Source organism: Rhizobium sp. P1_E6 (assembly GCF_056405875.1).
In genome coordinates this window covers 1-25,192 of record NZ_JBFUBG010000080.1, presented here as the reverse complement: position 1 = coordinate 25,192, position 25,192 = coordinate 1, and the positions used below count along the sequence as shown (strand labels likewise).

The following is a 25,192-nucleotide window of genomic DNA, read 5'->3' as shown; positions in this document are numbered from 1 at the left end:
CCCTCGATAGAATTGCGGTTTGCACATTTTGTGACCATTTAATGGCCTGATGGGCACATCGAAATGGCAAGCCATGCGCATTGCGCATGGCTGTGCTCAGGTTACAGTGGTGGTAATTAACCGTTGCGACGACTATCTTCTGGTCATCAAGAAATGAAACGAAGATGAGGTAAAGCAATGTTTGAACCGATCAGAAAGTTCGCCCGCGCTCTTCGCGCTCCGACCGCTCAGGAACGTGAAATGGCCTATCTTAATGGCTCGCATGACCGTATCGATCTTGAATATCGTCAGCGCCAGGTCGATCGCGGCATCTTCCGCAGCCGCTAATCGCTGAGATATACTTGACGCAAGGAAGGGGGCGTTATGCATGATCCACGCCCCTCGAAAGAAAAGAAGAATAGACGGCCTGTTTGTTAAGCGGTTCCATTTGCCGCTCTTGTCATGGTCATGTGCGCTGCACTAAATACCGGCCATGTTGTTTCGTCGTCGCAAACCTGCGGGATTTATGGAAAAGCTGCGAGAGCTCGTATGGCCTCGCAAGGGTTTTCTGCGCCCGCCAAGATATCTCATGATGCGCGTCCTGCGCCTGACTGCCTCGCCGCATGCCGTTGCGGTCGGCGTCGCTGCGGGTGTCTTCGTTTCGTGGACACCCTTTATCGGCGTGCATTTCATCATGGCCTTCGTCATCACCTATTTCCTGTCGGGGAATATGGTGGCGGCAGCCCTTGGCTGTGCTGCATTCGGCAATCCGCTGACCTATCCGTTTATCTGGGGCATCACCTGGGAAGTCGGTCACCTGCTGCTCAGCCGGCAGGACCAGATGGACGGGCAGTCGATCAATCTCGCCGAGCTGTTCCAGAAACTGCATTTCACGGAACTCTGGAAGCCGGTGCTGGAGCCGATGCTGATTGGCGCCATCCCGCCCGCGACCGTTACTTCGGTTGCGCTTTATGTGCTGACATTCTACACCGTCCGGGGTTTTCAGGCGCGCCGACGCGCCCGGCTGATGGAGCGTGCGCGGCTTCGGATCGCCGATCCCGCCGCCGATCTGCCGACCGTCTGAGCCCGAAGCAGAATCATTCCGAAAGGCTTTTCGCATGATCATCGGCATTGGCAGCGACCTCATCGACATCAGACGCGTGGAGAAATCCATCGAGCGTTTCGGTGACCGCTTCACGCATCGCTGTTTCACCGAGGTCGAGCGTGCTCGCTCGGATCGCCGCGCCAACCGCGCCGAATCCTACGCCAAGCGTTTTGCCGCCAAGGAGGCTTGTTCCAAGGCGCTCGGCACGGGGCTTTCGCAGGGGGTTTTCTGGAAGGATATGGGCGTCGTCAACCTGCCGAGCGGCAAGCCGACGATGCAGCTGACGGGTGGTGCCGCAACCGTGCTGCAGGCTCTGCTGCCGGCAGGTCACAAGGCCGCCATTCATTTGACAATAACCGATGATTATCCCTTGGCTCAGGCTTTTGTGATCATCGAAGCGCTGCCGGATGCCGTATGATAGCGACCTCTCGTCGCTTTTAATGCCGTCGTTATTGCCGCCATCGGCCGAAGCCGCTAGAGAGAACATCAGAACGAAATGCGCCTTTATGGCGTCTTGAAGGAATAAGACTGCGTGTCCGAAAAAGTCGAAGCCAAGCCGAACGCCCTCTGGGAAAATATCAAGGTCATCATCCAGGCTCTGATCCTGGCGATGGTTATCAGGACTGTATTGTTCCAGCCCTTTACCATTCCCTCGGGCTCGATGATGCCGACACTGCTGGTCGGTGACTATATCTTCGTCAACAAGTTTGCTTACGGCTATTCGAAATATTCGCTGCCTTTCTCGCCTGACATTTTCAGCGGCCGCATTTTGGGTTCCGATCCGAAGCGCGGCGACATCGTCGTTTTCCGTTTCCCGCCGAATCCTGATGTCGATTACATCAAGCGCGTCGTCGGCCTGCCGGGCGATCATATCCAGGTTACCGACGGTATTCTCTATATCAACGGCAAGCCGGTTCCGAAGGTGCCGGACGGTACCTTCAACTCCGATTATAAGCTCGATCCGGGCCAGGACGTGCCGGTATTCCGCGAGACGCTGGACACTGGCAAGACTTACGACACGCTCGATCAGTCGCCGGTCTCGCGCGGCGACAACACCCGCGAGTTCATCGTTCCGGAAGGCCATTATTTCATGATGGGCGACAACCGCGACAACTCGCTCGACAGCCGCTTCGATGTCGGCTTCGTCCCCGCGGAAAACCTTGTCGGCCGCGCCAGCGTTATCTTCTTCTCGCTCGGCAACGACACGTCCTTCCGCGAAATCTGGAAATGGCCGACCAATATGCGCTGGGACCGCCTCTTCAAGGTTGTTGAATGAGCAAGGCGCAGACGCTCTCAGCGGCGGACCGCGCAAAGCTTGAAACCCTGATCGGGCATGAATTTGCCGAAAAGGAACGTCTGGACCGCGCGCTGACCCATGCCAGCGCGCGTACCGACAAGGGCAATTACGAGCGGCTTGAATTTCTCGGCGACAGGGTTCTCGGACTCAGCATCGCCGAGTTGCTGTTCCGCACGTTCGGGACTGCGGCGGAAGGCGAACTTTCGGTGCGGTTGAACCAGCTCGTCAGCGCCGAAACCTGCGCGGCGGTTGCAGACGAACTCAATCTCCATCTTTACATCCGTACCGGCGCCGACGTGAAAAAGCTCACCGGCAAGCGCATGATGAACGTGCGGGCCGATGTCGTCGAAAGCCTGATTGCCGCTCTCTATCTCGATGGCGGCCTGGAGGTCGCCCGTCGTTTCATCCTGCGGTACTGGGAAGGCAGGGCCGTGCGGGCCGATGGCGCCCGCCGTGACGCGAAAACCGAGCTGCAGGAATGGTCGCACGCCAAATTTGGCGTCACGCCCGTCTACCGGGTTGAGGAACGCAGCGGACCGGATCATGATCCGCGCTTCAGGGTGACTGTAGAAGTTGCTGGCGTTACACCGGAAACGGGAGTAGAGCGCTCCAAACGCGCCGCAGAACAGGTCGCTGCTACGAAAATGCTCGAGCGCGAAGGCATTTGGCAGCCGACGTCTGCCGGAAACTGACGGGATCAATGACAGAAGAAAACGAAATGGCAGCCGAGAACGCTGCCGAAAGCAGTCCGACGCATTCCGGCTTTGTCGCCCTCATCGGACCGACCAATGCCGGCAAGTCGACGCTGGTCAACCGCCTCGTTGGCGCCAAGGTATCGATCGTCAGCCACAAGGTGCAGACGACACGTGCCATTGTGCGCGGCATTGCCATCCACAACAATGCGCAGATCGTCTTCATGGATACGCCCGGCATCTTCAAGCCGCGCCGCCGCCTCGATCGCGCCATGGTGACGTCGGCCTGGGGCGGCGCCAAGGATGCCGACTTCATCATGCTGCTGATCGATAGCGAGCGCGGCCTGCGTGGCGATGCAGAGGCGATCCTCGAAGGCCTCAAGAATGTTCCGCAACCGAAGCTCCTTGCGCTCAACAAGGTCGATCGCGTCAATCGCGAAAGCCTGCTGGCGCTTGCCGCTGCAGCAAACGAGAAGATCGCCTTCGAGCAGACCTTCATGATCTCGGCTGAAAACGGTTCCKGCTGCGACGACGTCATGGATTATCTGGCAAAGACCTTGCCGGAAGGCCCCTGGTATTATCCGGAAGATCAGATCTCCGATCTGCCGATGCGCCAGCTTGCCGCCGAGATCACCCGCGAAAAGCTGTTCCTGCGCCTGCATCAGGAGCTTCCCTATTCCTCGCATGTCGAGACCGAAAAGTGGGAAGAGCGCAAGGATGGCTCCGTGCGCATCGAACAGGTCATCTATGTCGAGCGCGACAGCCAGAAGAAGATTGCACTCGGCAAGGGCGGCGAAACCATCAAGGCGATCTCTTCCGCCTCCCGCCGTGAACTGTCTGAAATCCTTGAACAGCCAGTCCATCTGTTCCTGTTCGTCAAGGTGCGCGAAAACTGGGGCGATGATCCCGAACGCTTTCGTGAGATGGGTCTCGACTTCCCGCGTTAAAGCATGTCGCGCAAAAGTGTGCAGCGGTTTGTGATAACAACATGCGGAAAGCAAAGTGACAAGAAAACCGGCAAGCGGGCTCCAGCTCCTTGTTTCCGTGTAAAAATTGCTGCCTGTTCCAAGGAACAAATCGGCCTGTCTGCGCATTGACCTGCCAACGGCGCTGCACCCTGCAGCGCCGGTTTTTGCGATGGCAGGGACAAGATGGCGACGGCAAAACCTACCCATTCCTTCAAGACACCCTGCGAGCAGTGTCCGTTGCGGCCATTACCGCATTTCCGGGAGTTCGACCGTGACGAACTGGAATTCGTCTCGAAGTTCAAGAGGGGGGAACTGGCCGTCGATGCCGGGGCGACCATCCTTGTCGAAGGCGCTCATAGCGCCCACCTCTTCACCGTGCTCTCCGGCTGGGGCTTCCGTTACAAGATGCTGGAGGATGGCCGCCGGCAGATCCTGAATTACGTCATGCCGGGCGACCTGGTCGGTCTGCAGGGCACGATCATGGGCGAGATGCAGCACTCCGTAGAGGCTTTATCGCCGGTAACGCTCTGCGTCTTCGAGCGCGATAAGCTGATGTCTCTCTATAACAAGCACGCTTCGCTGGCCTTCGACATCACCTGGATAGCGGCGCAGGAAGAACGGATACTCGACGAACACCTGTTGAGCATAGGACGCCGCACCGCGCTTGAAAGAGCCGCGTATCTGATCGCCTTCCTCTTCGAACGCGCACGGAAATTCGGCCTTTTCAATGGCCGCAATGTCATCCCGATCACGCAGCAGCACATTGCCGATACGCTCGGCCTTTCGATCGTTCACACCAACAAGACACTAAAAAAGCTCGCCGCGCGAAGCCTCATCCGCTGGCAGGAGCGCGGCTGCGATGTGCTGGACGGAGAAGGTCTGATGCAGGTGGCGGGCTGGGAAGGGTTGCGCGAAGGAAAGCGGCCTTTCATCTAAAGCACGTCGCGCAAAACTGTGCAGCGGTTTTGCGAAAATGACATGCGTCAAACAAAGCCTCGAAGCGTGGCAAGCGAATCTGAAAGATCGCGACACGCTTTGGAGTTTCCTGCTAGGATTGGTCAGCCTTGATGTCTTTTTTAAATGCAAAGCGATGCCGGAAAAAATAGAGTCGCGTCATCTTTCCCCGATTTTCGTTTTATCGACGGGAGGCGAAAATGTGGCTATCCAGTTCTGGTGGGCAACCACCGTCAACGGTCCAGGCGGGGCACCGACGGAATGATGTTTGCAAAAAGGTCGAAGCGCTGCAATGCTTGCGCTTCACGAGGGGCATGGAGATCATGAACGCAAGAACCCGTGTTCTGGTCCTGGAAGACAGTCTGATCATCGCCATGGAGGCGGAGGATATTCTGCGCCTGGTCGGCGCGGATACCATCGATATCGCCAATAGCCTCGATCAGGCCAGGGACGCAATCCAAGTCGCAGATTACGATTTCGCGCTTCTCGATGTGAATCTGGGTGAGGCGCTGAGTTTCGATTTCGCGCGCGATCTGTCGCAGGCCAATATTCCCTTCGGCTTCGTCAGCGGCTATTCCGATACACAGGATTTCCCGACAGACCTTCAGGACGTGCCGCTTCTCGTCAAGCCTTTCGACGAGAATGCGATGCGCGACTTCCTCCAGAAGCTTTTTCCATCGCCAGCGGAATGACATAGTTCTAGCCGTGCTTTAGAATGAATCGGCAGACTGAAGGACGGTTTTCCGATGCAATGGCAGGACCAGGCGATCATTCTTGGCGTCAAGCGCCACGGCGAGACGAGTGTCATCGCCGAGGTGATGACACGTGAGCGCGGCCGTCATCTCGGTCTCGTCCGTTCCGGCCGCTCGCGGACCATGCAGCCGGTGCTGCAGCCCGGCAACGAGGTGGAAGTCACTTGGCGTGCCCGGCTGGATGAACATCTCGGTGAATTCCGCCTCGAACCGGTGAAGCTGCGCGCCGCGCGGCTGATGGAGACGGCAACCGCCGTCTATGGCGTGCAGGCGATGGGAGCCCTCTTGCGTCTGCTGCCGGAGCGCGATCCGCATCCGCATCTCTTCGAGGCGCTGGAAGTCATTCTCGACCATCTCCACAATCCCGCCGATGCCGGCGAGCTTTTCGTCCGCTTCGAACTCGCAGTGCTGAACGATCTCGGTTTCGGCCTCGACCTCTCGGAATGTGCGGCGACCGGTACCCGCGCCGATCTTGCCTATGTCTCGCCGAAATCCGGCCGTGCCGTCAGCCGCAGTGCCGGAGAACCCTGGGCCGACAAGATGCTGCTTTTGCCGCATTTCCTGAGTACGCAAGAAAACCACGCAGCCGATCTTGAAGGCCTTACGACGGCATTCCGTCTGACTGGATTCTTTCTGCACCGCCATGTCTACGAGCCGCGTGGTCTGGAGGCTTCGGCGGCGCGTGAGGGCTTCGTTCAGGCAGCACTCAGGGCACTGAACCCGACCCCCCGGACGCTTTCCCCGCCGGATGAACTTTCTGCCTGACGGCTTTTCATCTCTGCAAAACAGTCTTCAATTTTGGCGGTTTACCCCCATGCGTGGGCCTCCTATCTCTCCTTGGATCGAACGCTCAAGGAGGAAGCCATGCTGACGAAGCCCGACACATCGACCACCATCAAGCTCTGGAACGGGCAGGAGATCCCCCGCCTCGGCATGGGCTGCTGGGCGATCGGCGGCCCGTTCTTTGCCGGCGAGACGCCGCTCGGCTGGGGCGAGGTGGACGATAATGAATCCATTGCAGCCATCAACCGTGCGATCGATCTTGGCATCCGCTTCTTCGATACGGCCTCGAACTACGGTGCCGGCCATTCGGAAGAGGTCCTGGGACAGGCGATCGGCAATCGCGCCGATATCGTCATCGCGACCAAATTCGGCTTTGCCACCAATCCGGAGACGAAGCAGGCGACCGGCGCCTTTGCCGATCCGGCCTTCATCCGCCAGTCCGTCGAGACGTCGCTGGGCCGGCTGAAGCGTGAGCGTCTCGATCTCCTGCAATTCCATCTCAATGATTTTCCGCTGGAACAGTCCGACGAAGTCTTCGATACGCTGCAGGCCCTGCGGGTGGAGGGCAAGATCGACGCTATCGGCTGGAGCACGGATTTCCCCGATCGTGCCGCCCGCCATGCCGGCCGGCCGGGTTTCGTCTCGATCCAGCATACGATGAACGTCTTCGAGCCCGTGCCTCAGATGATCGATGTGGTCGAAAGGAACGATCTGATCTCCATCAATCGCGGTCCGCTTGCCATGGGCCTGCTGACAGGCAAGTTCACGCCGGAAAAGGCCGTCGGTGCCAAGGATGTACGCGGTGCCGCACTCGAATGGATGGTCTATTTTAGAGATGGCCGTATCGCGCCCGAATTCGCAGCAAGGCTCGATGCCGTGCGCAGCCTTCTCATATCGGATGGACGCACGCTGACCCAGGGCGCTCTCGCCTGGCTCTGGGCGCGTTCGCCGCGCACCCTGCCCATTCCTGGTTTCCGGACGGTTGCGCAGGTCGAGGAAAATGCCGGCGCGCTGGAAAAGGGCCCGCTGCCTTCTGATGTGATGGCAGAGATCGACACGGCGCTGGCCCGCGTCTGAGGCCAGAAAAGGCCAAGGCCTATGCTCGGGCGCGAACCTTGAAGGCCCAGCCCTCCGGCCGGGCCTCGATGACCTTTACCTGGTCGCCGATCGTGACCCTGCCGGTGCCACGCGGGGTGACGTTCCAGCCGAAAAGCGGGCCGGGCACGCGCCGGTCGCCCGACATGCGGATGCGGCCCATGGCGGGCATGGGGTTCGCCACCTCGCGTGAACCCGTCAACTGGTCCTGCGTCGTCATGATGCAACGGGCGCAGGGCTTGACGAGGTCGAAGCGGATACCGGCAATCTCGATTGCCGCCCAGCGGTCCTCTGCCCAGGCTTCATCCGTGTCTATGACGACATTCGGCCGGAAGCGCTCCATTCCGACGCCGCCTTCGGCATGGGCCGAGAGGTCGGCGTTCAGTGCCTTCAGCGATCCAGTCGTCGTCACCAGGATCTGGTAGCCGTCAGAAAAGGTTACCGGTGTGTCTCCGCCTGCCCATTCGGCATTGGCCGTTCGTTGAGCCTGACCGTCGAAGAAGACGAGCTTCACTTCGCGACCGAGCCATTCCGAAAGCCTGGCATTGCTGTCGTCGTCGGCTAGCGCTGCGCTGACAGGTGATCTCCAGACGATGACGTCGAGCCGCCGGTCCGGATGCGGCGGCGGCACGGCAATCTCCGGCTTGCCCTGCATCAGCAGCCGAAAAGCGCCGGCCTCGGGCCGCACGTCGATGCGGGCGAGCGCAGGCAGCTCGCGTTGCGTGATGAAATGTCCGTCCGCGTCCGTCACCATGGCACGCCGGTCCCCGGGCAGACCGTAGGCATCGATCTCGGTAGAGGGCAGGGCGATACCGCGGGCGCTCTTGAGCGGGTAGATGAAGAGATCGCTGACACGCATCATAGGCTCCTAGATTTCGTCCATAAATGCCGCGAGGAAGTCGCGCAGGCTCCTGTCGCGGGCCGCTGCCAGTTCACGGCCGGTCCGGGTCTGGAAACCATCCGCCAGTTTGAACAGCTTCGTCTGGAAATGGTCAATCGCATAACGCTTGTCGTCGAGCGGACGGCCCTCGGCGGCAGGATCGAAAGGATCGTAGAGTCCCGATCCGAGCCGCCCGGCAATATAGAAACAGCGCGCCGCGCCGACCATGCCGATGGCATCCAGCCTGTCCGCATCCTGCAGGATCTTCGCTTCCAGCGTTTCCGGCGGCACATTCGCCGAGAAGCTGTGCGCCGTCACAGCATGGGCGACATCGGCGATATCCTCATCGCCCCATCCAAGCTCTTTCAATATCCGCGAAGCTTTTTCTGCTGCGAGCGCAGAGGCCTGGGCGCGCAACGGCGAATTCTTCTCGACGGCGACGCAATCATGCAGCAGCACGGCAGCGGCCAACACACGGCCCTTGCCGCCTTCCGCGGCGTGGATGCGCATGGCATTGCGGAAGACACGCAGAATATGGGCGAGGTCGTGAGACCCGTCGTCACCCTCGGTCGCATGTGGAATGAGCTCCACAGCCAGAGACTCGTGGGGAGAGAAGGCTTCGGCCTTGAACATTGTCGTCACCGGTTTTCAAAGGGTTCGTATCCAGTCGATAACCGCTTGGACAGCGAGTCGCAATGTTTCGAAATCAGTACCGGAGCTTGGCGAACGGCGTAGCGCCGCCATTCTTCTTCGGCGGCATGGAAAGCATGCGGGCTACGTCGCCAAAGGGTTTCGGGGGGCTGATATAATAGCCCTGGATCTCGTCGCATTCCTCGTATTCGAGCAGCGCCATCTGCTCTGCGGTTTCCACGCCCTCCGCGGTCACGCGCATGCCGAGCGCATCGCCGAGCAGGATGATCGCGCGCATGATCGCATGTGCTTCCTTATTCTCGACGATGTCGTTCACGAAGGACTTGTCGATCTTGATCTTGTCGAAGGGGAAACTCGAAAGGTAGCTCAGCGACGAATAACCGGTTCCGAAATCGTCCATGGAGATGCGAATGCCGCGTTCCCTGAGCGCATGCAGGATCGGCAAGGCCTCATCGAGATTTTCCATCAGCACGCTTTCGGTGATCTCGAGTTCGAGACGTGACGGCGAGAGTTCTGCGGCGGCAAGCGCTTCATTGACATCCCGCGGCAGGTCGCTGCTGCTGAACTGGATGGCCGAGACATTGACGGCGATCTTGATATCTTCCGGCCATTGCGCTGCATCGTTGCAGGCGCGGCGCAAAACCCAACGGCCGATATCGACGATGAGGCCGACCTCTTCGGCAAGCGGGATGAATTCCATCGGCGTGACTCGGCCGCGCACCGGATGATTCCAACGGATCAGCGCCTCGAAGCCGCAGATGCGATGCTGCGTCAGGTCGTAGAGCGGCTGGTAGTGAAGCTCGAATTCCTCGTTCTGTACGGCGGCGCGCAGATCGGCCTCCAGCGCATGGCGGGCCTGCATCTTCTCCTCCATCTCGCCGCTGAAGAAGCGCTCGTGGCGGCGTCCGTCCGCCTTGGCGTGGGAAAGGGCGACTGCCGCGTTACGCAGCAGCTTGTCGGTCTCGGTGGCATCGTCAGGGGCGATCGAAATGCCCATGGAAACAGTGAGTTCTACCTGCTTGTCGCCGCGAAAGAAGGGTTCGCTGAGCTCACGGCGGATCTGGTCGGCGAGGGCGGTGATGTTCCACGGCTGCTGGCGGTGCGTCTGCAGGATCGCGAATTCGTCCGAGCCGAGACGAGCAAGGATATTTTCCGAGCCGGCCGAGGCGCGGATTCTCTCCGCGACCTGCTGCAGGATCTTGTCGCCGGCCGACACACCCAGGGTATTGTTGATCGACTTGAACCGGTCGAGATTGAGATGCACGAGCGCGATCTGCTCATCGTCCTTGCGCTCGGCAAGGGCGGCATCGAGCTGCTCGCGGAAGCGAATGCGGTTCGGCAGGCCGGTGAGCGGATCGTGATGTGCGAGATAGGTGATGCGCTCGGCGGCCTTGCGGTCTTCTGTGATATCGGCATGGATGGCGATATTGCTGCCATCGGCAAGGATGGTGACGACGCTCTGGATGATGCGGCCATCATCCATCATCCATTCGCGCCTGCGGATGCGCCCTGCCTTCGAAGAGGCTTCCTGGCCTCGCTTTTTGCGGTGCGTCCCGGTGTTGGCGTGCTCCGTGCCGCGCGTTTTGCTCATCAGGTCGGCAATCGCCGTACCGGGTGTGATATCGCTTTCGGTAAAGCCGAAGAGCTGGCGGAAGCGCAGGTTGGAAAGGGTCAGCCGCTGATCCGCATCGAACACGCTGAGGCCGAGTGGCAGGTTGTTCAGCACGATTTCGAAGAGCTTGCGTTGTTCCGCAAGCGCCTGCGTGGTGGAAGTGATCGTGTTCTTCAATTCGCGGTTTTCGGTGAGCAGCGTCTCAGCGCTATGCTCGATTTCGTCATATTCGCTTTCATGGCTGCGATAGGTCGCGATCACGAGCTCCATCAGATGCTCTGCATCGATCGATCCGTCCTGGTTGACGGCCTGCGTGCACTGTTGCCAGAAAAGCGTCTGGGCTTTCATGCGCACCCCCCGCGGGACGGTTGCGATGAAAGCATGGCAATAGGCGAAGGCGTCTTCGATTGGCAAGGATGCCATATCGCGCCGGACATAAAAAAGACCTTTCTGAAATGACTGCAAGAATCAATTTTTATAAGCAACAAGCGGCCATTTTCGGCAACTCGCATGCGGTATATTCTACCTCCCCGATTAATAATCGGTTGCAACTTCACGACCCTTTATAGCTAGCCGGCAATTTGTTTGTATCTCGCAAACTACTGAAATACCGAAGGAACCTGGCTTACCGAGGGAAATTGAAAGCGCCGCTGATACGGGTAGTTACACTTTGTCAATCATAGTTAATCAACGGTTAACAGCTTATTGACCAGAAGCCCAAATCAGTTTAGTCAATGGGTCAAGCCCGATCTTTCCCACCCGTGTATTGCGTACAGACTCTCACCGGAAGAAGCGGTGAACGGAGGTTTGTATGACTGCTCTTTCATCAGTTTCAGACATCTCTTATGCATATTTGGCAACGCTCTCGCGGCTTGATGCCAATGGCGACGGCGTGCTGAGCCGCACGGAACGTGCGGCAGATAAGAAACCCGGCATCATCCGGGAATTTCTCGAAGAGGATAATTCGGGCAATACGCAGCCGAAATATCCGAGCAGCCTCGTCGCTCTCATGATGGAATACAGCGACAACGGCTCGGCGACCGGCACGGCCGTTCCCTATGCGCTGCAGCAGAGTGCCCCTGATGGCGATGACCAGGCGATGCAGGCCTATCGCAATACCTACGGCGAATTCGATCTCGGTATCGCAGCCTGAGCGTTGGTCGCTAGCTGCACTAGTCTGGAGCCGGCCTTGTGGCCGGCTTTTTCTTGCCTTTTATGCAGGCAGGAACACCTTCCCTTATGAGGCGTTGGGACACAGTCCCCGAAACGGAAGGAAACCCGATGAAAATCATATGCACCATCGCTGCCCTCGGCCTGCTTGCGGCTGCGTCCCAAGGCCTTGCCCAGGACAAGCAGACGGCGACGGCAAATTTCATCGGCCCTGACGGCAAGGAGTCCGGCCGTGCCACGCTGACCGCCGCGGCCAATGGTGGTGTCTTCATCGAGGCGGAAATCTCAGGCCTGCCCGTCAACAAGTGGGTCGCCTTCCACATCCACGAAACCGGCCGCTGCGATGCTGCAACCCATCACGAATCGGCCGGTGGTCATTTCAATCCGACCAAGGCCGAGCATGGCTTCCTCGCCACCAAGGGACCACATGCCGGTGACATGCCGAACCAGTATGTCGGTCAGGACGGCATCCTGCGCGCGCAGGTCTTCGACACCATGATCTCGCTCGACGGCAAGGAGGATGGTGTGCGTGGCCGCGCGCTGATGGTGCATGCGGAATCCGATGACTATCGAAGCCAGCCCTCAGGCGGCGCCGGCGACAGGATTGCCTGCGGTGTGATTGAATAAGCAGTAGGGCTATGTCTGCGGGGACGCCCTCGGCGTCCTCTTGCGGCCCGGAGCGTTGACGGGTGCTTCTTCCAAGGCTGGCTCTATAGTGGGAGCRTTCGAAGGCTGCGCTGGGGCTGAGGTATCATCCACCTCTCCCATCTTGTCGAAGGCGAGTTTGACGCGCTTGATCATGTCACGGCTGAGGCTCCACCAGTCGCCGGTCGATRCCCAGTAGCGCAATGTCATGCTGACCGCGCTGTCGCTGAGACTATCGATGAAGACACTTGGTGCCGGCGTTTTGAGCACTCGTTTGTCGGCTGTCGCAAGCTTCATCAGTGTTTCCATTGCGAGGTCGAGATCGTCTTTGTGCGTAATGCTGATCTTCAGATCATTCTGCCGGGTTGGCTGGCGGCTGTAGTTTGTGATCGGCGTATTCCAGAGGATCGAATTCGGCGCCAGGCGATAGAGGCCGTCCCCCGTCTTCAGTTCCGTGGCGAAAAGGCCGATCTCGAGCACCGTCCCGGTCACACTGCTTGTCTCGATATACTCCCCGACGCGGAAGGGGCGCAGCACGAGCAGCATGATGCCGGCTGCGATATTCTGCAACGTGCCCTGCAGCGCCAGACCGACGGCAAGGCCGGCGGCGCCGAGAGTGGCGATAATCGATGCCGTCTGCACGCCGAACTGCCCGAGAACGGTGACAAAGACCAGCACCAGCAGCGCATAGCGCACGACATTGGTGAAGAAACGGGCAAGCGTCTCGTCGATGCCGCGCACGCGCGAGATGCCCTCATAGGCCCAGCGGCTGATGAGGCTCGCCGTCACCCAGCCGACGATGAGCAGGATGATCGCGCCCAGGATGGAGAAAGAATATTGTACGGCAAGCGCGCTCGCCTGATCGAGCGCCGAACGGGTTGCAATGATAAGGTCGGAGGCCTGCTGTTCCATCATATGCTCCTCGAATGCATCGTCGAGGGCTAGATGGAGCAGGGGCCAAGGGCGTCAACCGTTCGAATCGTCCCGGATGGTCAGCACGAAGGGTACGTTGCCGTCGGCATCCGCACCGCGGCCGATGGCTCTCACGGAATCGACGAGCCGCCCGCGCCGATCAAGCAGCGCGTCGCCGATTTCGACGATCCGTGCATTGGGTGTCGCATAGGGCGAGGCGGCGCGCAGCCGGCGGGCAAGTGCCATGTCCTCCTGCTCGGGCGCCAGCGACAGGGCGGCAATCAGCGCTGCGGCGGGTGAGCGCGAAACGCCCATCCAGCAATGGATCAGAAGGGGCGCCTCCTGCTGCCAGCCGGCGGCGAAATCGATGATCGCCTGCACATGCCTCTCGTCGGGCGCCACGAGATCGCCCGTGCCCTTGAAGGTGATATCGTTCATGTTAAGCAGCAGATGCCGATCGGCTTGGATCACGCCTGGACGGTGAAAGGCCTGTTCCTTCGCCATCAGGCTGATCATCTCGCGCGCCTTGTGCCGCACCGCCATCTCGGCAATGCGCGCCAGCGGAGAAACCACGATCACGGTCACGGGGTCACGCCCCGGGCTGCCTCGATCTCCGCAAAGCGTTCGCAGAAGAGCCGCTGCGCTTCGAGAGCTGGGAAAGGATCCATCGAGAGCATGTCCCTGGTGATGCCGCGCGGCTGGCCAAAGAATTTCTGTGCCTCTGCCGGCGTGAAGCCCGCAAGCACCGTTGCCTCAAAATAGGCGGCGATCGTATCGGCCTTCTTGATCTTGTCCTTGAGTTCGCGGGAAGGGTGCGGCGGCAGGCCGAAGCGCAGATGCACGGCGGCCTCCAGCCGCTTTTCGACCGTCTTGTATCCGCCACCGACGACCGCCTTGAAAGGGGAGATCATATCGCCGATCACATATTCCGGTGCGTCATGCAGCAGCGCCATCAGGCAATCGCCGGGTGTGGCGTCATTGAAGTGCCGGAAGATGGTTTCAACAATGAGACAATGCTGCGCAACTGAAAAAGCATGGTCGCCCGACGTCTGACCGTTCCACCGGGCGACGCGGGCAAGCCCGTGGGCGATATCGGTCAGTTCGACATCGAGCGGCGAGGGGTCGAGCAGATCGAGTCGCCGCCCGGACAGCATGCGCTGCCAGGCGCGTGGAGCCTTCGCAGTCGTCACGCGCTCGCCTCGTCCGAGGAGGTCGGGAAGCTGAGGCCGGACCAGGCCGGCAGGCTGAGCGTCACGGAAACATCGCCGGCAAGCAGCGGCGTACCGGATGCCATCGCCTCGCCGGCGCGGTCGATGCGCACGATCGCCAGTCCGTTTGTTCCCTCGACGGAGCCGAGCGTGCCGACCGGCTTGCCATTGGCGGTAATTTCAGTGCCGCTGGCGGGCAATGCGGCGCCGGCCGAAACAGTCACGACGCGGCGTCGTGCGGTGCCGCGATGATGCATACGGGACACCACTTCCTGGCCGACATAGCAGCCTTTCTTGAAGGAGAGGCCACCATTGAAATCCATCAGCACATCATGCGGGAAGGCATCCTGAAGCGCATAATCAGGCCCTGACGTAACGATGCCATGCTCGATGCGCAGCGCATCGTAGAGGGTCGCATTGTGGCTGCCATGATGACCGGCACGACGCAGCACGGTGACACCGGCCTTGGCGAATCGGCTGTCCTTGATGCCCGCTCCGGCCTCCTCGCCCCAGGAAATGGTGACGCCATCCTCTGCAACTGGCGTCAACGTCACCGGCGCGCGCAGGCGGTACATGGTCAATCGCTTCAGCAGCGCTTCGCGCTGGGAGGCGTCCGTTTCGATGACAAAGCCATCGCCGTCGCGCCAGATCATGAAGTCGAACAGGATCTTGCCCTGCGGCGTCAGCAACGCGCCCGGCCGCGCCTCGTCCGCACCAAGCGAGACGATATCAGTGGTGATGAGATTCTGCAGGAAGGCTTCTGCTTCAGGGCCGCCGACGGCAATAAGCGAGCGGTCTTTCAGGAATACGGCTGGCATGGCGAAACCTGTCGCGTTGGTGATCGCTCAGAGGTAAGTCTTTGAAGCTGATGGTGCAAGCGCTCTACAGCATCGGCGCAAAATCGGAAACGATTTTCGGAAAGCCTGATGCTTAGTTTCAATGAGTTAGAGCGTCCTTTGTGCATCCCAAAGGAGCCACGACGCTCTGGCGTCAGTCGCCGGCTGTGAAGAACTTCCATTTGCCGTCGGGCGTGATGCCGAGGCGGTAGAAATTATAGCCGCCGAACTCCTGCATATCGGAGAGGTCGCCTGCCGTGACGATGCGCAGCAGTTCGACGCGTTCCGGTGGGGTCAGCGATTTCAGGTCCTTCTCGGCGAAATAGGGCCAGACATACATGTCATCAGCCGTGCCCTGGCCGACATGCACGAAGCCGGTCGATATGACATCGAGCATTATGGCGAGGATCTCGTCGCCGTCAGGATCGCCGGAGAGATCCTTCAGCGTGCCGATTGGATCGTCTGTCGGTTCGCCGACCGTGACCTGTGTCTGGTCCGCGCCAGTGCCCATCAGCGGACGCAGGCGTTCGAGGTCGCCGGAGGCGGCCGCCTCAACGATCTGTTCGCGCATCTTGCGCACGGGTTCCGGCACCTTGCTGATGTCGTAGATCACTTCGGCGGGCTTGGAATTGTCGGACGCGCCCGGCGTCTTGTCGACGCTCTGGCCTTCCTTGTTGACGAGCGGATCGGGCATGGGGACACCCGAGGAGCCGTTCTGCGGTGCTGCCGGCTGCTGTGGGTTCTGTTGCGCCGTGGCGGGCGCATCGGGCTGGCCCGGAATCTTCTGAAGTTCAGAAAGTGCGTAGGCGGAAGATGCGGACAGCACGCTGCCTGCGGCAAGGCCGACGGCAAGCAGGACCGGCGCGAGCGCAATTCGCGATGAAATATCTTTACCGGTACGCATGAAACTCTCTGTATTGCCCTTATTGCAGGGTCCGGTTGGTGGAAAACTCACCTGCCAGCATGCGGTCGCGCAGCGAATCCAACAAGGCTTCGGCGCTGCTTTCTCCATGCAGTCTGATTGTCTCCCGCAGTGCATGGGCAATCGCAGCATCGGCAATGATTTCAGGCTCGATACCATCGGCCATTCCGTCGGCCCAAGCCTCGTTCTGGTATTCCAGAGCCGCCTGCATCTTTTCGTGGACGATCATGTCGTCGATGTCGTTGAGGCTTGGTTCCATTGTCTTTTCCTCAGAACTTCTCATGTCTTACCGCTATGTTAACAACACTAACAGCCTTTTCCCAAAACGACACGTCCGCATGCGAAAACAGGTTAATTAAACGTCAATTTCCAAACCGCGAAGTAATTTCTGTGGCAAGTGTTGCACCTTCGTTACGGTAGCGCTCTTCTGCCACGATGGCCGCCTGGGTGCAATCCGTATAAACCGAGGCAAAAGTGCGGTAACCGCGATTGAAGGCTGCGGTCAGTTTTTCCTTGCGCTGCGGCTCCCCATTCGTCTCGGAATCGAGCAGTTCCTGCATGTCGGCTCGCCATTCATCCGCGCCCTGAGCCTTGCAGAGCGTACGCAGGTAATGCACCGAACCCAAGACCTCTGCCAGCCGCGCCAGCTTGTCGTCATAGGGTACGACCACGACCGGCGGTGCGATCTCTTCCGTCGGCGGGGGAACTGTATTCTTGCTGCCCCGCGCCTCACCTTGCGCCATTGTCGGACTGGCCCAGACGAGGCCGCCAAAGACAAGAGATGACAAGAGAACGCGTCGAACGGGAATCATGCTCCCAGTTGATACAGGGAGCATGACAGGAACAAGGCGGATGTGGCAGTTTCCACTTCTATTCTGCCAACTCTTCCGGCATTGGCCTCATTCGCCGGCTGCCAGCCGCTCGACGCATTCGAGCACGCTCTGCGGCGCCGGCATGCGGCGGATCTCTTCCACGCTGTACCAGCCGATTGCTGCTGCATCATCGGCAGCTTCTGCCACCAGATGGCGGTCCGCCTCGACGCGGAAGACGGAGAGAAAGAAATGGCTGCTGATGCTGCCGTCGGGCGTATGCGTCTTCAGGTCATAGGTGGAGAATAGGCGCGGGTTTCGTGCCTGGATACCGGTCTCCTCGAAGAATTCACGCAATGCCGTCTCTTCGGGTGTTTCGCCGGGCTCGCCGCGGCCGCCGGGAAAGGCATACATGTCGGCCGAGGGCGGGTTTCGCCGCAGCACAAGAAGGAATCGGCCATCACGTTCCAGGATGGCGGAGGAGGCGGGTCTGGCTTCGGAGGTCATCGGCTCGCACGTGTTGCTGTGATGCCTGCCTTATCCCATGGGCAACTCACCTTGCGCAATCGCTGGGCTAGCATGGAATATGGCCGCTGTGATTCCTGCGAGATGCCCGTGACCTACCTGATCTATGCCCTTGCCGCCCTCTTCGAAATTGCAGGCTGCTTTGCCTTCTGGGCCTGGCTGCGGCTGGCAAAGCCCGTCTGGTGGCTGGCGCCCGGCATGGTGTCGCTGGCGCTGTTTGCCTGGCTGCTGACGCTGGTGCCGAGCGAGGCCGCCGGACACACCTTCGCCGCCTATGGAGGCATTTACATTGTTGCCTCGCTGTTGTGGCTCTGGCTGGCGGAGAACCGCGTTCCCGACCGCTGGGATATCGGCGGCGCGCTGATCTGCCTTGCCGGCACGGCGGTCATCCTCTTCGCACCACGCAGTTAGAGCCTTTCTGCGAAAGATGTGCAGCGGCTCTCCATTGGGAATTGCTTGTGGACAAAGCGCCTTGACCGATGCGGGGCAGGGTGCAAAGACATTCGCATGTGTGGACGTTTTGCCCTGACAGAAGTGGTCAAGGATATAGCCGAAGCTTTCAGCCTTGCCGAGCTGGAAGGCTTTCCGGCACGTTACAACATCGCGCCGACGCAGCCGATTCTCGTCGTCATATCAGGCGAAGGGCAGGAGCCGGGCAGCAACCTGCCGGATCGCCGCGCCCTGCTGGTGCGCTGGGGCTTCACGCCCGGCTGGGTCAAGGATCCCAAGGAATTCCCACTGCTGATCAATGCGCGCTCTGAAACCGCAATCGGCAAGGCATCCTTCCGCGCCGCCATGCGCCATCGCCGCATCCTCATCCCGGCTTCCGGCTTCTACGAATGGCATCGCCCGTCGAAGGAAAGCGGAGAGAAGGCGCAGGCCTATTGGATCCGGCCGCGCCGCGGCGGCGTCATCGCCTTTGCCGGGCTCATGGAAACATGGTCCTCAGCCGATGGTTCGGAAGTAGATACCGGCGCCATCCTGACGACCAGGGCCAACAGCGCGATCTCCTCGATCCATGACCGCATGCCGGTCGTCATCCAGCCGGAGGATTTTTCCCGCTGGCTCGACTGCAAGACGCAGGAGCCGCGCGAGGTCGTCGGCCTCATGCAGCCGGTCCAGGAGGATTTCTTCGAGGCGATCCCAGTTTCCGACAAGGTCAACAAGGTTGCAAACATGGGACCGGATCTTCAAGATCCGGTACCGCTCGAGAAGGTGTCGAAGCCGCCCCAGAAGAAAACGCCTGACAATGGCCAGCTCAGTTTCTTTTGAAACCCGAACCCGCCGTCCTGCAACTTCAGCAGGACGTGTACCATGTTCTCTCCAATCGAGATTCATGCCTCCGAACCAAGTTAAAAACAGGTTGAAGGGCGCTGATTGCTTTCCGTACGAAGCGATTTTTTTGTGCGGCAGAGACAACTGGTTGACGCGAGAAAGCAGGCACGACCCACGACACATATTAACGAGGTAATCGAGATGGACGCCAGCCATTCAATTCTCCTCAAGCTGGTTATAGCTTTGCTGCTCGGAACGCTGATCGGCGCCGAGAGACATTTGAAGCAGCGCAACTCAAATCTCGTCACACACGCGCTGGTTTCCCTCGGCGCCGCGTCCTATGCGTCGCTTCCAAGTGCTATGGGTTTGGAGTTTGATTTACGTATGGGCGCTCAAGTGATCACAGGCATCGGCTTCCTAGGCGCTGGCCTCATTATCCGCGACGGCACCAACATCAAAGGATTGAGCACGGCTGCGACGGTCTGGAGCACTGGCGCGGTGGGCGTCTTTGCTGGCTACGGGCAACTTCTGCTGGCCGTCGAGGCGGCGTTGTTTATCGTTGCCTTCAACTTTACGCTTCCCAAGCTTGGACGATATATTGAAACTTGGTCTGTGGTCGCGTCAGAACAGGACCGTATATATGACATAAGGCTGACGTGCCCGCTGGAGGACGAGGTCGCAATCCGGGCGGCGCTCCTGCAATCACTAAACGCCAACAAACTCCAGTTCCGATCGATTAAAAGCCGCCTTGACGAAGGCGACGGCAGCATGGAGATCGAAGCGATCGTTTTCAGCAAGAGTGATGAAGACAGCGTTGTCGAACAACTCGTGGCCCAGTTGAGCTTGAGATCGCAAGTGGCAAAAACCAGCTGGTCGAAAATTATCGACGACACTCAATGAACATGCAAGCGGCGGGCGGTGCTCAGTCTGTGATCGATGGATTATTGAGGATAACAGCCTCTGATTGCAAATGTTGCCTACCGAGCGAGCAGCCATCCTTCTGATCAGCGGGGCGGCCTAAAAAGCATTTCCTGCGGATCCGACGAAGTGCGCGTGACCTGACGGCTTGCCGCCGCCCAGTCAAGGGCATGAAACGACAGGCGGCGCTTTTTTGAAAGACGCATCCGAAACGGTCACGCAGGTGTAGTCCAGACTTCCGGTATCCGGCCCACATCTGCAAAAGATCCAGCTGTAACAAGAGTACTATCACTGACGGCTTGCCGATTTTAACGACTAGCAGTAGTATTTGAGCATATACGAATTTGCCGCTGTAGACTGCTTCCATACGTTTTGACTTGAGAAATTATCTCGGCTCTGATGGAGACTGGTCGATGAAATTGGGACGTCGAGTTCCGTCGGCATGCCTCATAATATTGTCGGCAACGTTAATGTCCGCACCGGAGAACGCCGCGGCGCAGGCTGAGCCTTCCGTCGGCGTCTTCAGCATACCGGTTCAAGATGTCTCGCCGAAGCACGAATTCGTCGGTCGCGTGGAGGCGGTCAATGCCGTCGATATCCGTTCGCGGATCGAAGGCTTTCTGGACGAACGCCTTTTTGACGAGGGCCAACTGGTCAAGAAGGATCAGGATCTTTTCCTGATCGACAAACGATCCCTTCAGATATCGTTAGCGGATGCCAAGGCAGCGCTTGCGAGCGCCCAGGCGAGCTTGGATGATGCCCAACGCCGCGTTGCGCGAAATCAGTCGCTGACCGGCCARACCGTATCGCGCGCGACGCTGGAGGAAAGCCAAGCGGCGCTGGAGACCGGACAGGCAAACCTGTTGTCGGCGCAAGCACGCGTGGCCCAGGCCGAGCTCAATCTCAGCTACACGAGGATTACCTCGCCGATTGACGGCCGCATCGGGGCAGCGGAACTGTCTGTGGGAAGCTTCGTCAGCGGCAGTTCGATGGCGCTTGCACGCGTCGTGGAAATGGATCCAATCCGCGTGGTATTCTCCGTGAGCGACCGATCCATCCTCGAACTACGCGCAGCCGCCGGCGATATCGGCAAGGAAGAACTCGCCAGGCGCTACCAGCCCAGCCTGCGGCTCTCAAACGACCAAGCATACAGGGAGCCTGGAAAGATCGAATTCTTCGGCAACGAAATCGACCCGGCGACCGGGACGCTGGCGGTTCGAACACTGTTTTCCAATCCCGATGGCCTGCTAATTCCAGGGCAGTTCGTCACGGTCGTCATATCGGGAACGGAAAAGACACTACGCCCAGTTGTGCCCTTGGGGTCGGTGCAGCAGGACCGCGAAGGCAAGTTCGTCCTGCTGGTCAACGAGCAGAACGCTGTCGAGCTGCGGCGAATAAAGACCTCCCGGCAGATCAATGGCAACTGGGTGGTCGACGATGGTCTGAAAGGCGGCGAAAAACTCGTTGTCGAGGGGCTGCAGAACATCTCCGAAGGCGCGGCCGTCAGTCCCACGGAGGTCTCTCCAACCGATAGTAGCGTGATCTCGCTCGCTCCTGCCGCATCACAATCAGGGTCCGCGCAATGAACATATCGGCGCACTTCATCGCGAGACCGAGGTTCGCGATGGTCATCGCGATCGTGATGATGATCGCCGGAGGGGTCTCCCTCCTCTTGATACCCGTCGCGCAGTTTCCTCAAATCACACCGCCCGAAGTGCAGGTGACGGCAAGCTATCCGGGCGCGAATGCAAGCGTCATGACCGATAGTGTAGCAGCGCCGATCGAGGACCAGGTGAACGGCGTCGACGACATGCTCTACATGTCGTCATCGAGCACCAACAACGGTACCTATAGCCTGACCGTTACGTTCGCGGCCGGGACGGACCCGGCAATTGCCCAGGTCAACGTGCAAAATCGGGTGGCGATGGCAACGCCGCGGCTTCCTGCCGCCGTCACGCAGACAGGCGTCTCGGTCAGGACGCGTTCATCGAGCATGCTGCTGGGCTTTGCGGTCTACTCGCCGAAAGGCACCAGGGACGATGTGTTCATCAGCAACTACGCGATGATCAATATCCGCGATGCGATCGCCCGCCTGCCGGGCGTTGGCGAGGCGAGCGTGTTCGGTCCCGCCTACAGCATGCGCATATGGATGAACCCCGATCGCATGCAGGCCCTTGGGGTAACCGCCGCCGACCTGGCCGCCGCGATCCAGGCCCAGAACGCCCAGGCGTCCGCCGGCCAGCTCGGCTCTCCTCCCGCACCCACCGGCCAGCAGCTGCAATTGACCGTCATGGCGAGAGGAAGGCTCGCGGATGCGGACGAGTTCGGCGACATCATCATCCGCACCAACAAGGATGGCGCGATCGTCCATCTCCGCGACATCGCCCGGGTCGAACTCGGAGCAGAATCCTACGATACGGCATCGACCCTGAACGGCAAGCCCAGCGCGACCGTTGTCGTCTATCAGTCGGCGGACGCCAATGCGCTGGCGGTATCGAACGCCGTTCTGGGCGAGCTGCAGACGTTGTCGAAACAGTTTCCCGATGACATCGCATACACGGTCGTTTTCGACACCACCGCTTTCGTTCGCCAGACCATCCACGAGATTTTCGTCACGCTGGCGATCACCTTCGCGCTCGTCGTGGCCGTCGTGTTCCTTTTCCTGCAGGACTGGCGCGCGACCATCATCCCGACGCTGACAATACCGGTTTCGCTGATCGGTGGCTTTGCCGTGCTTTATCTCATGGGCTATTCGGCGAATACGATCACGCTTTTCGCGATGATACTGGCGATCAGCCTGGTCGTGGACGACGCCATCATCGTGGTGGAAAACGTCCAACGCATCATGAGCGAGGCCGGCGTTGACGTGCGCGAGGCGACGTTGCGTACTATGAGCCAGGTCACCGGTCCGATCGTCGCCACGACCTTGGTGCTGGCCGCCCTCTTCGTACCGGTTGCGTTTCTCGCCGGCATAACCGGTGAACTTTACCGGCAGTTTGCGGTGACCATCCTGGTGACGATCACCTTCTCGACGATCAATGCCCTGACGCTCAGCCCGGCGCTGTGTGTCCTGATCCTGCGCCCGGCACAGGAGAGCCGCTCGCGGATTTTCAGCAGGATAAACGGGGCGCTCGATGCGTCGAGACGATTTTACCTGCGATTGCTGGCGGTCTTTGCGCGTAAGATCGCCCTCAGCTTGCTCGTTTTTGCTGTTGTCGTGGTCGGCATCTACGGCTGCTATCGCATTTTGCCGGTTGGTTTCGTGCCCTCGGAAGACCAGGGCTACTTGTTCATGAATGTGCAATTGCCGGACTCCGCATCCCTCGAGCGCACGCAGGAAACAATCGCGACGGTGACTTCAGTGCTTCAGCGGACGCCGGGTATTGCAAACACCATTGCCATCGCTGGAACGAGCATGATCGGCGGCGGCGGCTCCAATTCAGCAATGGTCATCTCGGCACTGACGCCCTGGAGCGATCGCGGATCGGATCAAAGCGCTTTTGCGCTGATGAACCGGCTTCGCGGGGAGTTCAGCAGAATTTCGATGGCATCAGTGGTGCCGTTCAATCCGCCGGCGATACCCGGTCTCGGCACGACCGGCGGATTTGATTTCCGCCTTCAGGCTCGTGCCGGGCAAAGCCAGGAAGAACTCGCCGAAGTGATGCGCGGGCTGATCATCGCAGCAAACCGGACGAAGCAGCTGACCAGCGTCTTCAGCACGTTTTCGGCGGACGCGCCGCAAATCTATCTCACCATCGATCGGCGGCGCGCCGAGATTTTCGGCGTTTCGCCTGCTGCGATCTTCAGCACGCTGCAAGCGCATCTCGGATCGGCCTATGTCGATGACTTCAACATATTTTCCCGCGTATACCAGGTTCGCATCCAGGACGAGCCGAACTTCCGCTCCCGCATCGAGGACATCCAGCGCCTGAGGGTGCGAAGCCAATCGGGCGATCTGGTCCCGTTGCAGGGAATGCTTTCGATCTCAACCATCTATGGGCCGAACTCTGTCAACCGCTACAATCTTTTCCCGTCCGCCGCAATCAACGGACAGGCGGCGGCGGGCGCAAGTACCGGGGACGCCTTGAACGCCATGGAAGCGCTTGCCGCAGAGAAGCTGCCGCCAGGCTTCGGATACGAATGGACGGGACTGGCTCTCCAGGAAAAGCAGGCCGGCGGGCAGACGGTCATCATCCTGATCATGGGGATCATATTCACCTATCTCTTCCTCGTCGCCCAATATGAAAGCTGGAGCGTCCCGCTGGCGGTGATGATGTCCGTGACCATCGCGGTTCTTGGGGCCCTGGCGGGGCTGGTGATCGGTGGCATCGACCTTAATATCTACGCGCAGATCGGCCTGCTGCTTTTGATCGGGTTAGCGGCCAAGAACGCTATCCTCATTGTGGAGTTCGCCAAGGAGCGCCGGGAGGAAGGTTTCAGCATCACGGAAGCGGCAACCGAGGGGACCTCTCAGCGCTTCAGGCCTGTGTTGATGACAGCGATGGCGTCCATCTTGGGGGTTGTGCCGCTGGTTGTAGCATCGGGGGCCGGAGCGGGCAGCCGCCAGGCGATCGGCGTGACGGTCCTGGGTGGGCTGTTGGTCGGAACGGTTGCAGGCCTCCTCATCATTCCGTTGCTCTATGTATTCGTTCAGACAGTGAGGGAGGCCGTCAAACGACGAATGTTCAGCGGTACGCATGCAAATGGCGGCTCATCTGCGGYCGCCACTCCGGATTAGAAATACGTTCGCTCGGAACGACGCTGGGGTTGGTGAAGGCAAGTTGGTCCACGACCGTATCGATGTCTTCGGACAAATGCTGCCATTTCACTGGATCAATGGCCCGGCCGGGCGCGAGCTTGGAACCGGCGCAACCGCAGTACCGAAGCTTCTGCCAGCCCCCGACTATCCGGTTGGAATCATCGCCGGCGACATAGGTGTCAATCCAGTTTTCAGTTCCATCATAGAGGGGCCGAACGACGGGAAGGTGTCGGTCGCATCGACGAGATTGCAGGGTGCCGCCGAACATCTCGTGCTGCACACCACGCACACCTTCATGATGTTCAACCCGCGTCATCGTGCAGATCGTCAACTTCCTCGAAAGAGGCGAGTTTCTCCACGGCCTGACAATGCAGGAAGCGAGTGACACTATCGGCATCGTCACGAGCCTGCCGGCGGTCAGCCTGCTCGCGCGGTTCTTTACGCC

Annotated in this window: 30 protein-coding genes; 18 read left to right on the top strand and 12 right to left on the bottom strand. The window is 59.6% G+C overall.

The annotated features are described in order from the left end of the window. Window positions 1–177: 177 nt before the first annotated feature. The 11 genes from AC1D35_RS27355 (at window position 178) to AC1D35_RS27305 (ending at window position 7,607) form a co-directional block, all read left to right on the top strand. Window positions 178–327, top strand: coding sequence for a DUF3563 family protein (locus AC1D35_RS27355; RefSeq protein WP_113295187.1), 150 nt, complete (start codon window positions 178–180; stop codon window positions 325–327). Between the two features lie 145 nt (window positions 328–472). After that, window positions 473–1,063: a DUF2062 domain-containing protein gene (locus AC1D35_RS27350; protein ID WP_113295188.1), complete on the top strand. Its 591-nt coding sequence runs from the start codon at window positions 473–475 to the stop codon at window positions 1,061–1,063. Window positions 1,064–1,097: 34 nt separating this feature from the next. Beyond that, window positions 1,098–1,502: a holo-ACP synthase gene (gene acpS, locus AC1D35_RS27345; protein WP_113295189.1), complete on the top strand. Its 405-nt coding sequence runs from the start codon at window positions 1,098–1,100 to the stop codon at window positions 1,500–1,502. Window positions 1,503–1,616: 114 nt separating this feature from the next. Further along, window positions 1,617–2,360, top strand: a complete 744-nt coding sequence (lepB, locus tag AC1D35_RS27340; RefSeq protein WP_113295190.1) for a signal peptidase I — start codon at window positions 1,617–1,619, stop codon at window positions 2,358–2,360. Continuing rightward, a complete protein-coding gene (gene rnc / locus AC1D35_RS27335; RefSeq protein WP_113295191.1) occupies window positions 2,357–3,073 on the top strand; it encodes a ribonuclease III in 717 nt (238 codons plus the stop codon). The genes lepB and rnc overlap by 4 nt, the downstream gene beginning before the upstream one ends. An 8-nt stretch (window positions 3,074–3,081) precedes the next feature. Next, the gene (gene era, locus AC1D35_RS27330) at window positions 3,082–4,020 is read left to right on the top strand and encodes a GTPase Era (protein ID WP_477941046.1); all 939 of its coding nucleotides are present in this window, start codon (window positions 3,082–3,084) and stop codon (window positions 4,018–4,020) included. Between the two features lie 204 nt (window positions 4,021–4,224). Beyond that, the gene (locus AC1D35_RS27325) at window positions 4,225–4,977 is read left to right on the top strand and encodes a Crp/Fnr family transcriptional regulator (protein WP_113295193.1); all 753 of its coding nucleotides are present in this window, start codon (window positions 4,225–4,227) and stop codon (window positions 4,975–4,977) included. Between the two features lie 37 nt (window positions 4,978–5,014). Further along, window positions 5,015–5,260, top strand: coding sequence for a hypothetical protein (locus AC1D35_RS27320; RefSeq protein ID WP_162748623.1), 246 nt, complete (start codon window positions 5,015–5,017; stop codon window positions 5,258–5,260). Window positions 5,261–5,318: 58 nt separating this feature from the next. Continuing rightward, entirely contained in the window at window positions 5,319–5,687 is a 369-nt protein-coding gene (locus AC1D35_RS27315) for a response regulator (RefSeq protein WP_477832845.1), read from the top strand. Window positions 5,688–5,741: 54 nt separating this feature from the next. Further along, window positions 5,742–6,512, top strand: a complete 771-nt coding sequence (recO, locus tag AC1D35_RS27310) for a DNA repair protein RecO (protein ID WP_113311457.1) — start codon at window positions 5,742–5,744, stop codon at window positions 6,510–6,512. Window positions 6,513–6,611: 99 nt separating this feature from the next. Then, window positions 6,612–7,607, top strand: coding sequence for an aldo/keto reductase (locus AC1D35_RS27305; RefSeq protein WP_113311456.1), 996 nt, complete (start codon window positions 6,612–6,614; stop codon window positions 7,605–7,607). Between the two features lie 19 nt (window positions 7,608–7,626). Here the strand turns inward: AC1D35_RS27305 and AC1D35_RS27300 are convergent, their stop codons facing one another. The 3 genes from AC1D35_RS27300 to AC1D35_RS27290 all read right to left on the bottom strand — a co-directional run bounded on the left by AC1D35_RS27300 (window position 7,627) and on the right by AC1D35_RS27290 (window position 11,116). Further along, window positions 7,627–8,484: an MOSC domain-containing protein gene (locus tag AC1D35_RS27300; protein WP_113311504.1), complete on the bottom strand. Its 858-nt coding sequence runs from the start codon at window positions 8,482–8,484 to the stop codon at window positions 7,627–7,629. 9 nt (window positions 8,485–8,493) lie between these two features. Further along, complete coding sequence (locus AC1D35_RS27295) at window positions 8,494–9,138, bottom strand: HD domain-containing protein (protein ID WP_113311455.1); 645 nt, start codon at window positions 9,136–9,138, stop codon at window positions 8,494–8,496. 73 nt (window positions 9,139–9,211) lie between these two features. Further along, window positions 9,212–11,116, bottom strand: coding sequence for an EAL domain-containing protein (locus AC1D35_RS27290; protein ID WP_113311503.1), 1,905 nt, complete (start codon window positions 11,114–11,116; stop codon window positions 9,212–9,214). 463 nt (window positions 11,117–11,579) lie between these two features. On the opposite strand from AC1D35_RS27290, the gene AC1D35_RS27285 reads away from it, so the two are divergent. Then, entirely contained in the window at window positions 11,580–11,921 is a 342-nt protein-coding gene (locus AC1D35_RS27285; RefSeq protein ID WP_113311454.1) for a hypothetical protein, read from the top strand. A 128-nt stretch (window positions 11,922–12,049) separates the two neighbouring features. Then, complete coding sequence (locus AC1D35_RS27280; protein ID WP_477851839.1) at window positions 12,050–12,565, top strand: superoxide dismutase family protein; 516 nt, start codon at window positions 12,050–12,052, stop codon at window positions 12,563–12,565. A 9-nt stretch (window positions 12,566–12,574) separates the two neighbouring features. Here AC1D35_RS27280 and AC1D35_RS27275 read toward each other — a convergent pair whose 3' ends face one another. From AC1D35_RS27275 to AC1D35_RS27240, 8 genes are all read right to left on the bottom strand, one after another. Further along, the gene (locus AC1D35_RS27275; protein ID WP_477941040.1) at window positions 12,575–13,495 is read right to left on the bottom strand and encodes a mechanosensitive ion channel family protein; all 921 of its coding nucleotides are present in this window, start codon (window positions 13,493–13,495) and stop codon (window positions 12,575–12,577) included. A gap of 54 nt (window positions 13,496–13,549) precedes the next feature. Continuing rightward, window positions 13,550–14,080 (bottom strand): tyrosine phosphatase family protein, encoded by a 531-nt coding sequence (locus AC1D35_RS27270; RefSeq protein ID WP_113311452.1) that lies wholly within the window; start codon window positions 14,078–14,080, stop codon window positions 13,550–13,552. Then, the gene (locus tag AC1D35_RS27265; protein ID WP_113295203.1) at window positions 14,077–14,685 is read right to left on the bottom strand and encodes an HD domain-containing protein; all 609 of its coding nucleotides are present in this window, start codon (window positions 14,683–14,685) and stop codon (window positions 14,077–14,079) included. Before AC1D35_RS27265 ends, AC1D35_RS27270 begins: the two co-directional genes overlap by 4 nt. Next, window positions 14,682–15,521 (bottom strand): CAF17-like 4Fe-4S cluster assembly/insertion protein YgfZ, encoded by an 840-nt coding sequence (gene ygfZ / locus AC1D35_RS27260; RefSeq protein ID WP_113311451.1) that lies wholly within the window; start codon window positions 15,519–15,521, stop codon window positions 14,682–14,684. Before ygfZ ends, AC1D35_RS27265 begins: the two co-directional genes overlap by 4 nt. 172 nt (window positions 15,522–15,693) lie before the next feature. Further along, a complete protein-coding gene (locus AC1D35_RS27255) occupies window positions 15,694–16,443 on the bottom strand; it encodes a hypothetical protein (protein ID WP_113311450.1) in 750 nt (249 codons plus the stop codon). A gap of 19 nt (window positions 16,444–16,462) precedes the next feature. Continuing rightward, window positions 16,463–16,720 carry a hypothetical protein gene (locus AC1D35_RS27250; RefSeq protein WP_113184571.1) on the bottom strand — a complete coding sequence of 86 codons (258 nt, stop codon included), beginning with the start codon at window positions 16,718–16,720 and terminating at the stop codon, window positions 16,463–16,465. A 103-nt stretch (window positions 16,721–16,823) separates the two neighbouring features. After that, a complete protein-coding gene (locus tag AC1D35_RS27245) occupies window positions 16,824–17,297 on the bottom strand; it encodes a TIGR02301 family protein (protein ID WP_477851838.1) in 474 nt (157 codons plus the stop codon). A 63-nt stretch (window positions 17,298–17,360) separates the two neighbouring features. Further along, on the bottom strand, window positions 17,361–17,777 hold the full coding sequence (locus tag AC1D35_RS27240) for an NUDIX domain-containing protein (protein WP_113311448.1): 417 nt from the start codon (window positions 17,775–17,777) through the stop codon (window positions 17,361–17,363). A gap of 108 nt (window positions 17,778–17,885) precedes the next feature. Between AC1D35_RS27240 and AC1D35_RS27235 the strand changes: the two genes are divergently transcribed. The 5 genes from AC1D35_RS27235 to AC1D35_RS27215 all read left to right on the top strand — a co-directional run bounded on the left by AC1D35_RS27235 (window position 17,886) and on the right by AC1D35_RS27215 (window position 24,726). Then, window positions 17,886–18,206 (top strand): YnfA family protein, encoded by a 321-nt coding sequence (locus tag AC1D35_RS27235; RefSeq protein ID WP_113311501.1) that lies wholly within the window; start codon window positions 17,886–17,888, stop codon window positions 18,204–18,206. A 96-nt stretch (window positions 18,207–18,302) separates the two neighbouring features. After that, entirely contained in the window at window positions 18,303–19,067 is a 765-nt protein-coding gene (locus AC1D35_RS27230; RefSeq protein ID WP_113311447.1) for an SOS response-associated peptidase, read from the top strand. Between the two features lie 204 nt (window positions 19,068–19,271). Next, a complete protein-coding gene (locus AC1D35_RS27225) occupies window positions 19,272–19,970 on the top strand; it encodes an MgtC/SapB family protein (protein ID WP_113311500.1) in 699 nt (232 codons plus the stop codon). 431 nt (window positions 19,971–20,401) lie between these two features. After that, entirely contained in the window at window positions 20,402–21,574 is a 1,173-nt protein-coding gene (locus AC1D35_RS27220) for an efflux RND transporter periplasmic adaptor subunit (RefSeq protein WP_477851835.1), read from the top strand. Next, the gene (locus AC1D35_RS27215) at window positions 21,571–24,726 is read left to right on the top strand and encodes an efflux RND transporter permease subunit (protein WP_477941034.1); all 3,156 of its coding nucleotides are present in this window, start codon (window positions 21,571–21,573) and stop codon (window positions 24,724–24,726) included. Before AC1D35_RS27220 ends, AC1D35_RS27215 begins: the two co-directional genes overlap by 4 nt. Here AC1D35_RS27215 and AC1D35_RS27210 read toward each other — a convergent pair. Beyond that, the gene (locus AC1D35_RS27210; RefSeq protein WP_477851833.1) at window positions 24,674–25,063 is read right to left on the bottom strand and encodes a hypothetical protein; all 390 of its coding nucleotides are present in this window, start codon (window positions 25,061–25,063) and stop codon (window positions 24,674–24,676) included. The genes AC1D35_RS27215 and AC1D35_RS27210 overlap by 53 nt on opposite strands. Between the last annotated feature and the right edge of the window lie 129 nt (window positions 25,064–25,192).

Excerpts from the sequence above, each read along its gene's own strand:
- AC1D35_RS27355 (WP_113295187.1), top strand. The coding sequence starts at position 178 with ATGTTTGAACCGATCAGAAAGTTCGCCCGCGCTCTTCGCGCTCCGACC.
- AC1D35_RS27350 (WP_113295188.1), top strand. The coding sequence starts at position 473 with ATGTTGTTTCGTCGTCGCAAACCTGCGGGATTTATGGAAAAGCTGCGA.
- acpS (WP_113295189.1), top strand. The coding sequence starts at position 1,098 with ATGATCATCGGCATTGGCAGCGACCTCATCGACATCAGACGCGTGGAG.
- rnc (WP_113295191.1), top strand. The coding sequence starts at position 2,357 with ATGAGCAAGGCGCAGACGCTCTCAGCGGCGGACCGCGCAAAGCTTGAA.
- AC1D35_RS27325 (WP_113295193.1), top strand. The coding sequence starts at position 4,225 with ATGGCGACGGCAAAACCTACCCATTCCTTCAAGACACCCTGCGAGCAG.
- AC1D35_RS27320 (WP_162748623.1), top strand. The coding sequence starts at position 5,015 with ATGACATGCGTCAAACAAAGCCTCGAAGCGTGGCAAGCGAATCTGAAA.
- AC1D35_RS27315 (WP_477832845.1), top strand. The coding sequence starts at position 5,319 with ATGAACGCAAGAACCCGTGTTCTGGTCCTGGAAGACAGTCTGATCATC.
- recO (WP_113311457.1), top strand. The coding sequence starts at position 5,742 with ATGCAATGGCAGGACCAGGCGATCATTCTTGGCGTCAAGCGCCACGGC.
- AC1D35_RS27305 (WP_113311456.1), top strand. The coding sequence starts at position 6,612 with ATGCTGACGAAGCCCGACACATCGACCACCATCAAGCTCTGGAACGGG.
- AC1D35_RS27300 (WP_113311504.1), bottom strand. The coding sequence starts at position 8,484 with ATGCGTGTCAGCGATCTCTTCATCTACCCGCTCAAGAGCGCCCGCGGT.
- AC1D35_RS27295 (WP_113311455.1), bottom strand. The coding sequence starts at position 9,138 with ATGTTCAAGGCCGAAGCCTTCTCTCCCCACGAGTCTCTGGCTGTGGAG.
- AC1D35_RS27290 (WP_113311503.1), bottom strand. The coding sequence starts at position 11,116 with ATGAAAGCCCAGACGCTTTTCTGGCAACAGTGCACGCAGGCCGTCAAC.
- AC1D35_RS27285 (WP_113311454.1), top strand. The coding sequence starts at position 11,580 with ATGACTGCTCTTTCATCAGTTTCAGACATCTCTTATGCATATTTGGCA.
- AC1D35_RS27280 (WP_477851839.1), top strand. The coding sequence starts at position 12,050 with ATGAAAATCATATGCACCATCGCTGCCCTCGGCCTGCTTGCGGCTGCG.
- ygfZ (WP_113311451.1), bottom strand. The coding sequence starts at position 15,521 with ATGCCAGCCGTATTCCTGAAAGACCGCTCGCTTATTGCCGTCGGCGGC.
- AC1D35_RS27255 (WP_113311450.1), bottom strand. The coding sequence starts at position 16,443 with ATGCGTACCGGTAAAGATATTTCATCGCGAATTGCGCTCGCGCCGGTC.
- AC1D35_RS27250 (WP_113184571.1), bottom strand. The coding sequence starts at position 16,720 with ATGGAACCAAGCCTCAACGACATCGACGACATGATCGTCCACGAAAAG.
- AC1D35_RS27245 (WP_477851838.1), bottom strand. The coding sequence starts at position 17,297 with ATGCTCCCTGTATCAACTGGGAGCATGATTCCCGTTCGACGCGTTCTC.
- AC1D35_RS27240 (WP_113311448.1), bottom strand. The coding sequence starts at position 17,777 with ATGACCTCCGAAGCCAGACCCGCCTCCTCCGCCATCCTGGAACGTGAT.
- AC1D35_RS27230 (WP_113311447.1), top strand. The coding sequence starts at position 18,303 with ATGTGTGGACGTTTTGCCCTGACAGAAGTGGTCAAGGATATAGCCGAA.
- AC1D35_RS27225 (WP_113311500.1), top strand. The coding sequence starts at position 19,272 with ATGGACGCCAGCCATTCAATTCTCCTCAAGCTGGTTATAGCTTTGCTG.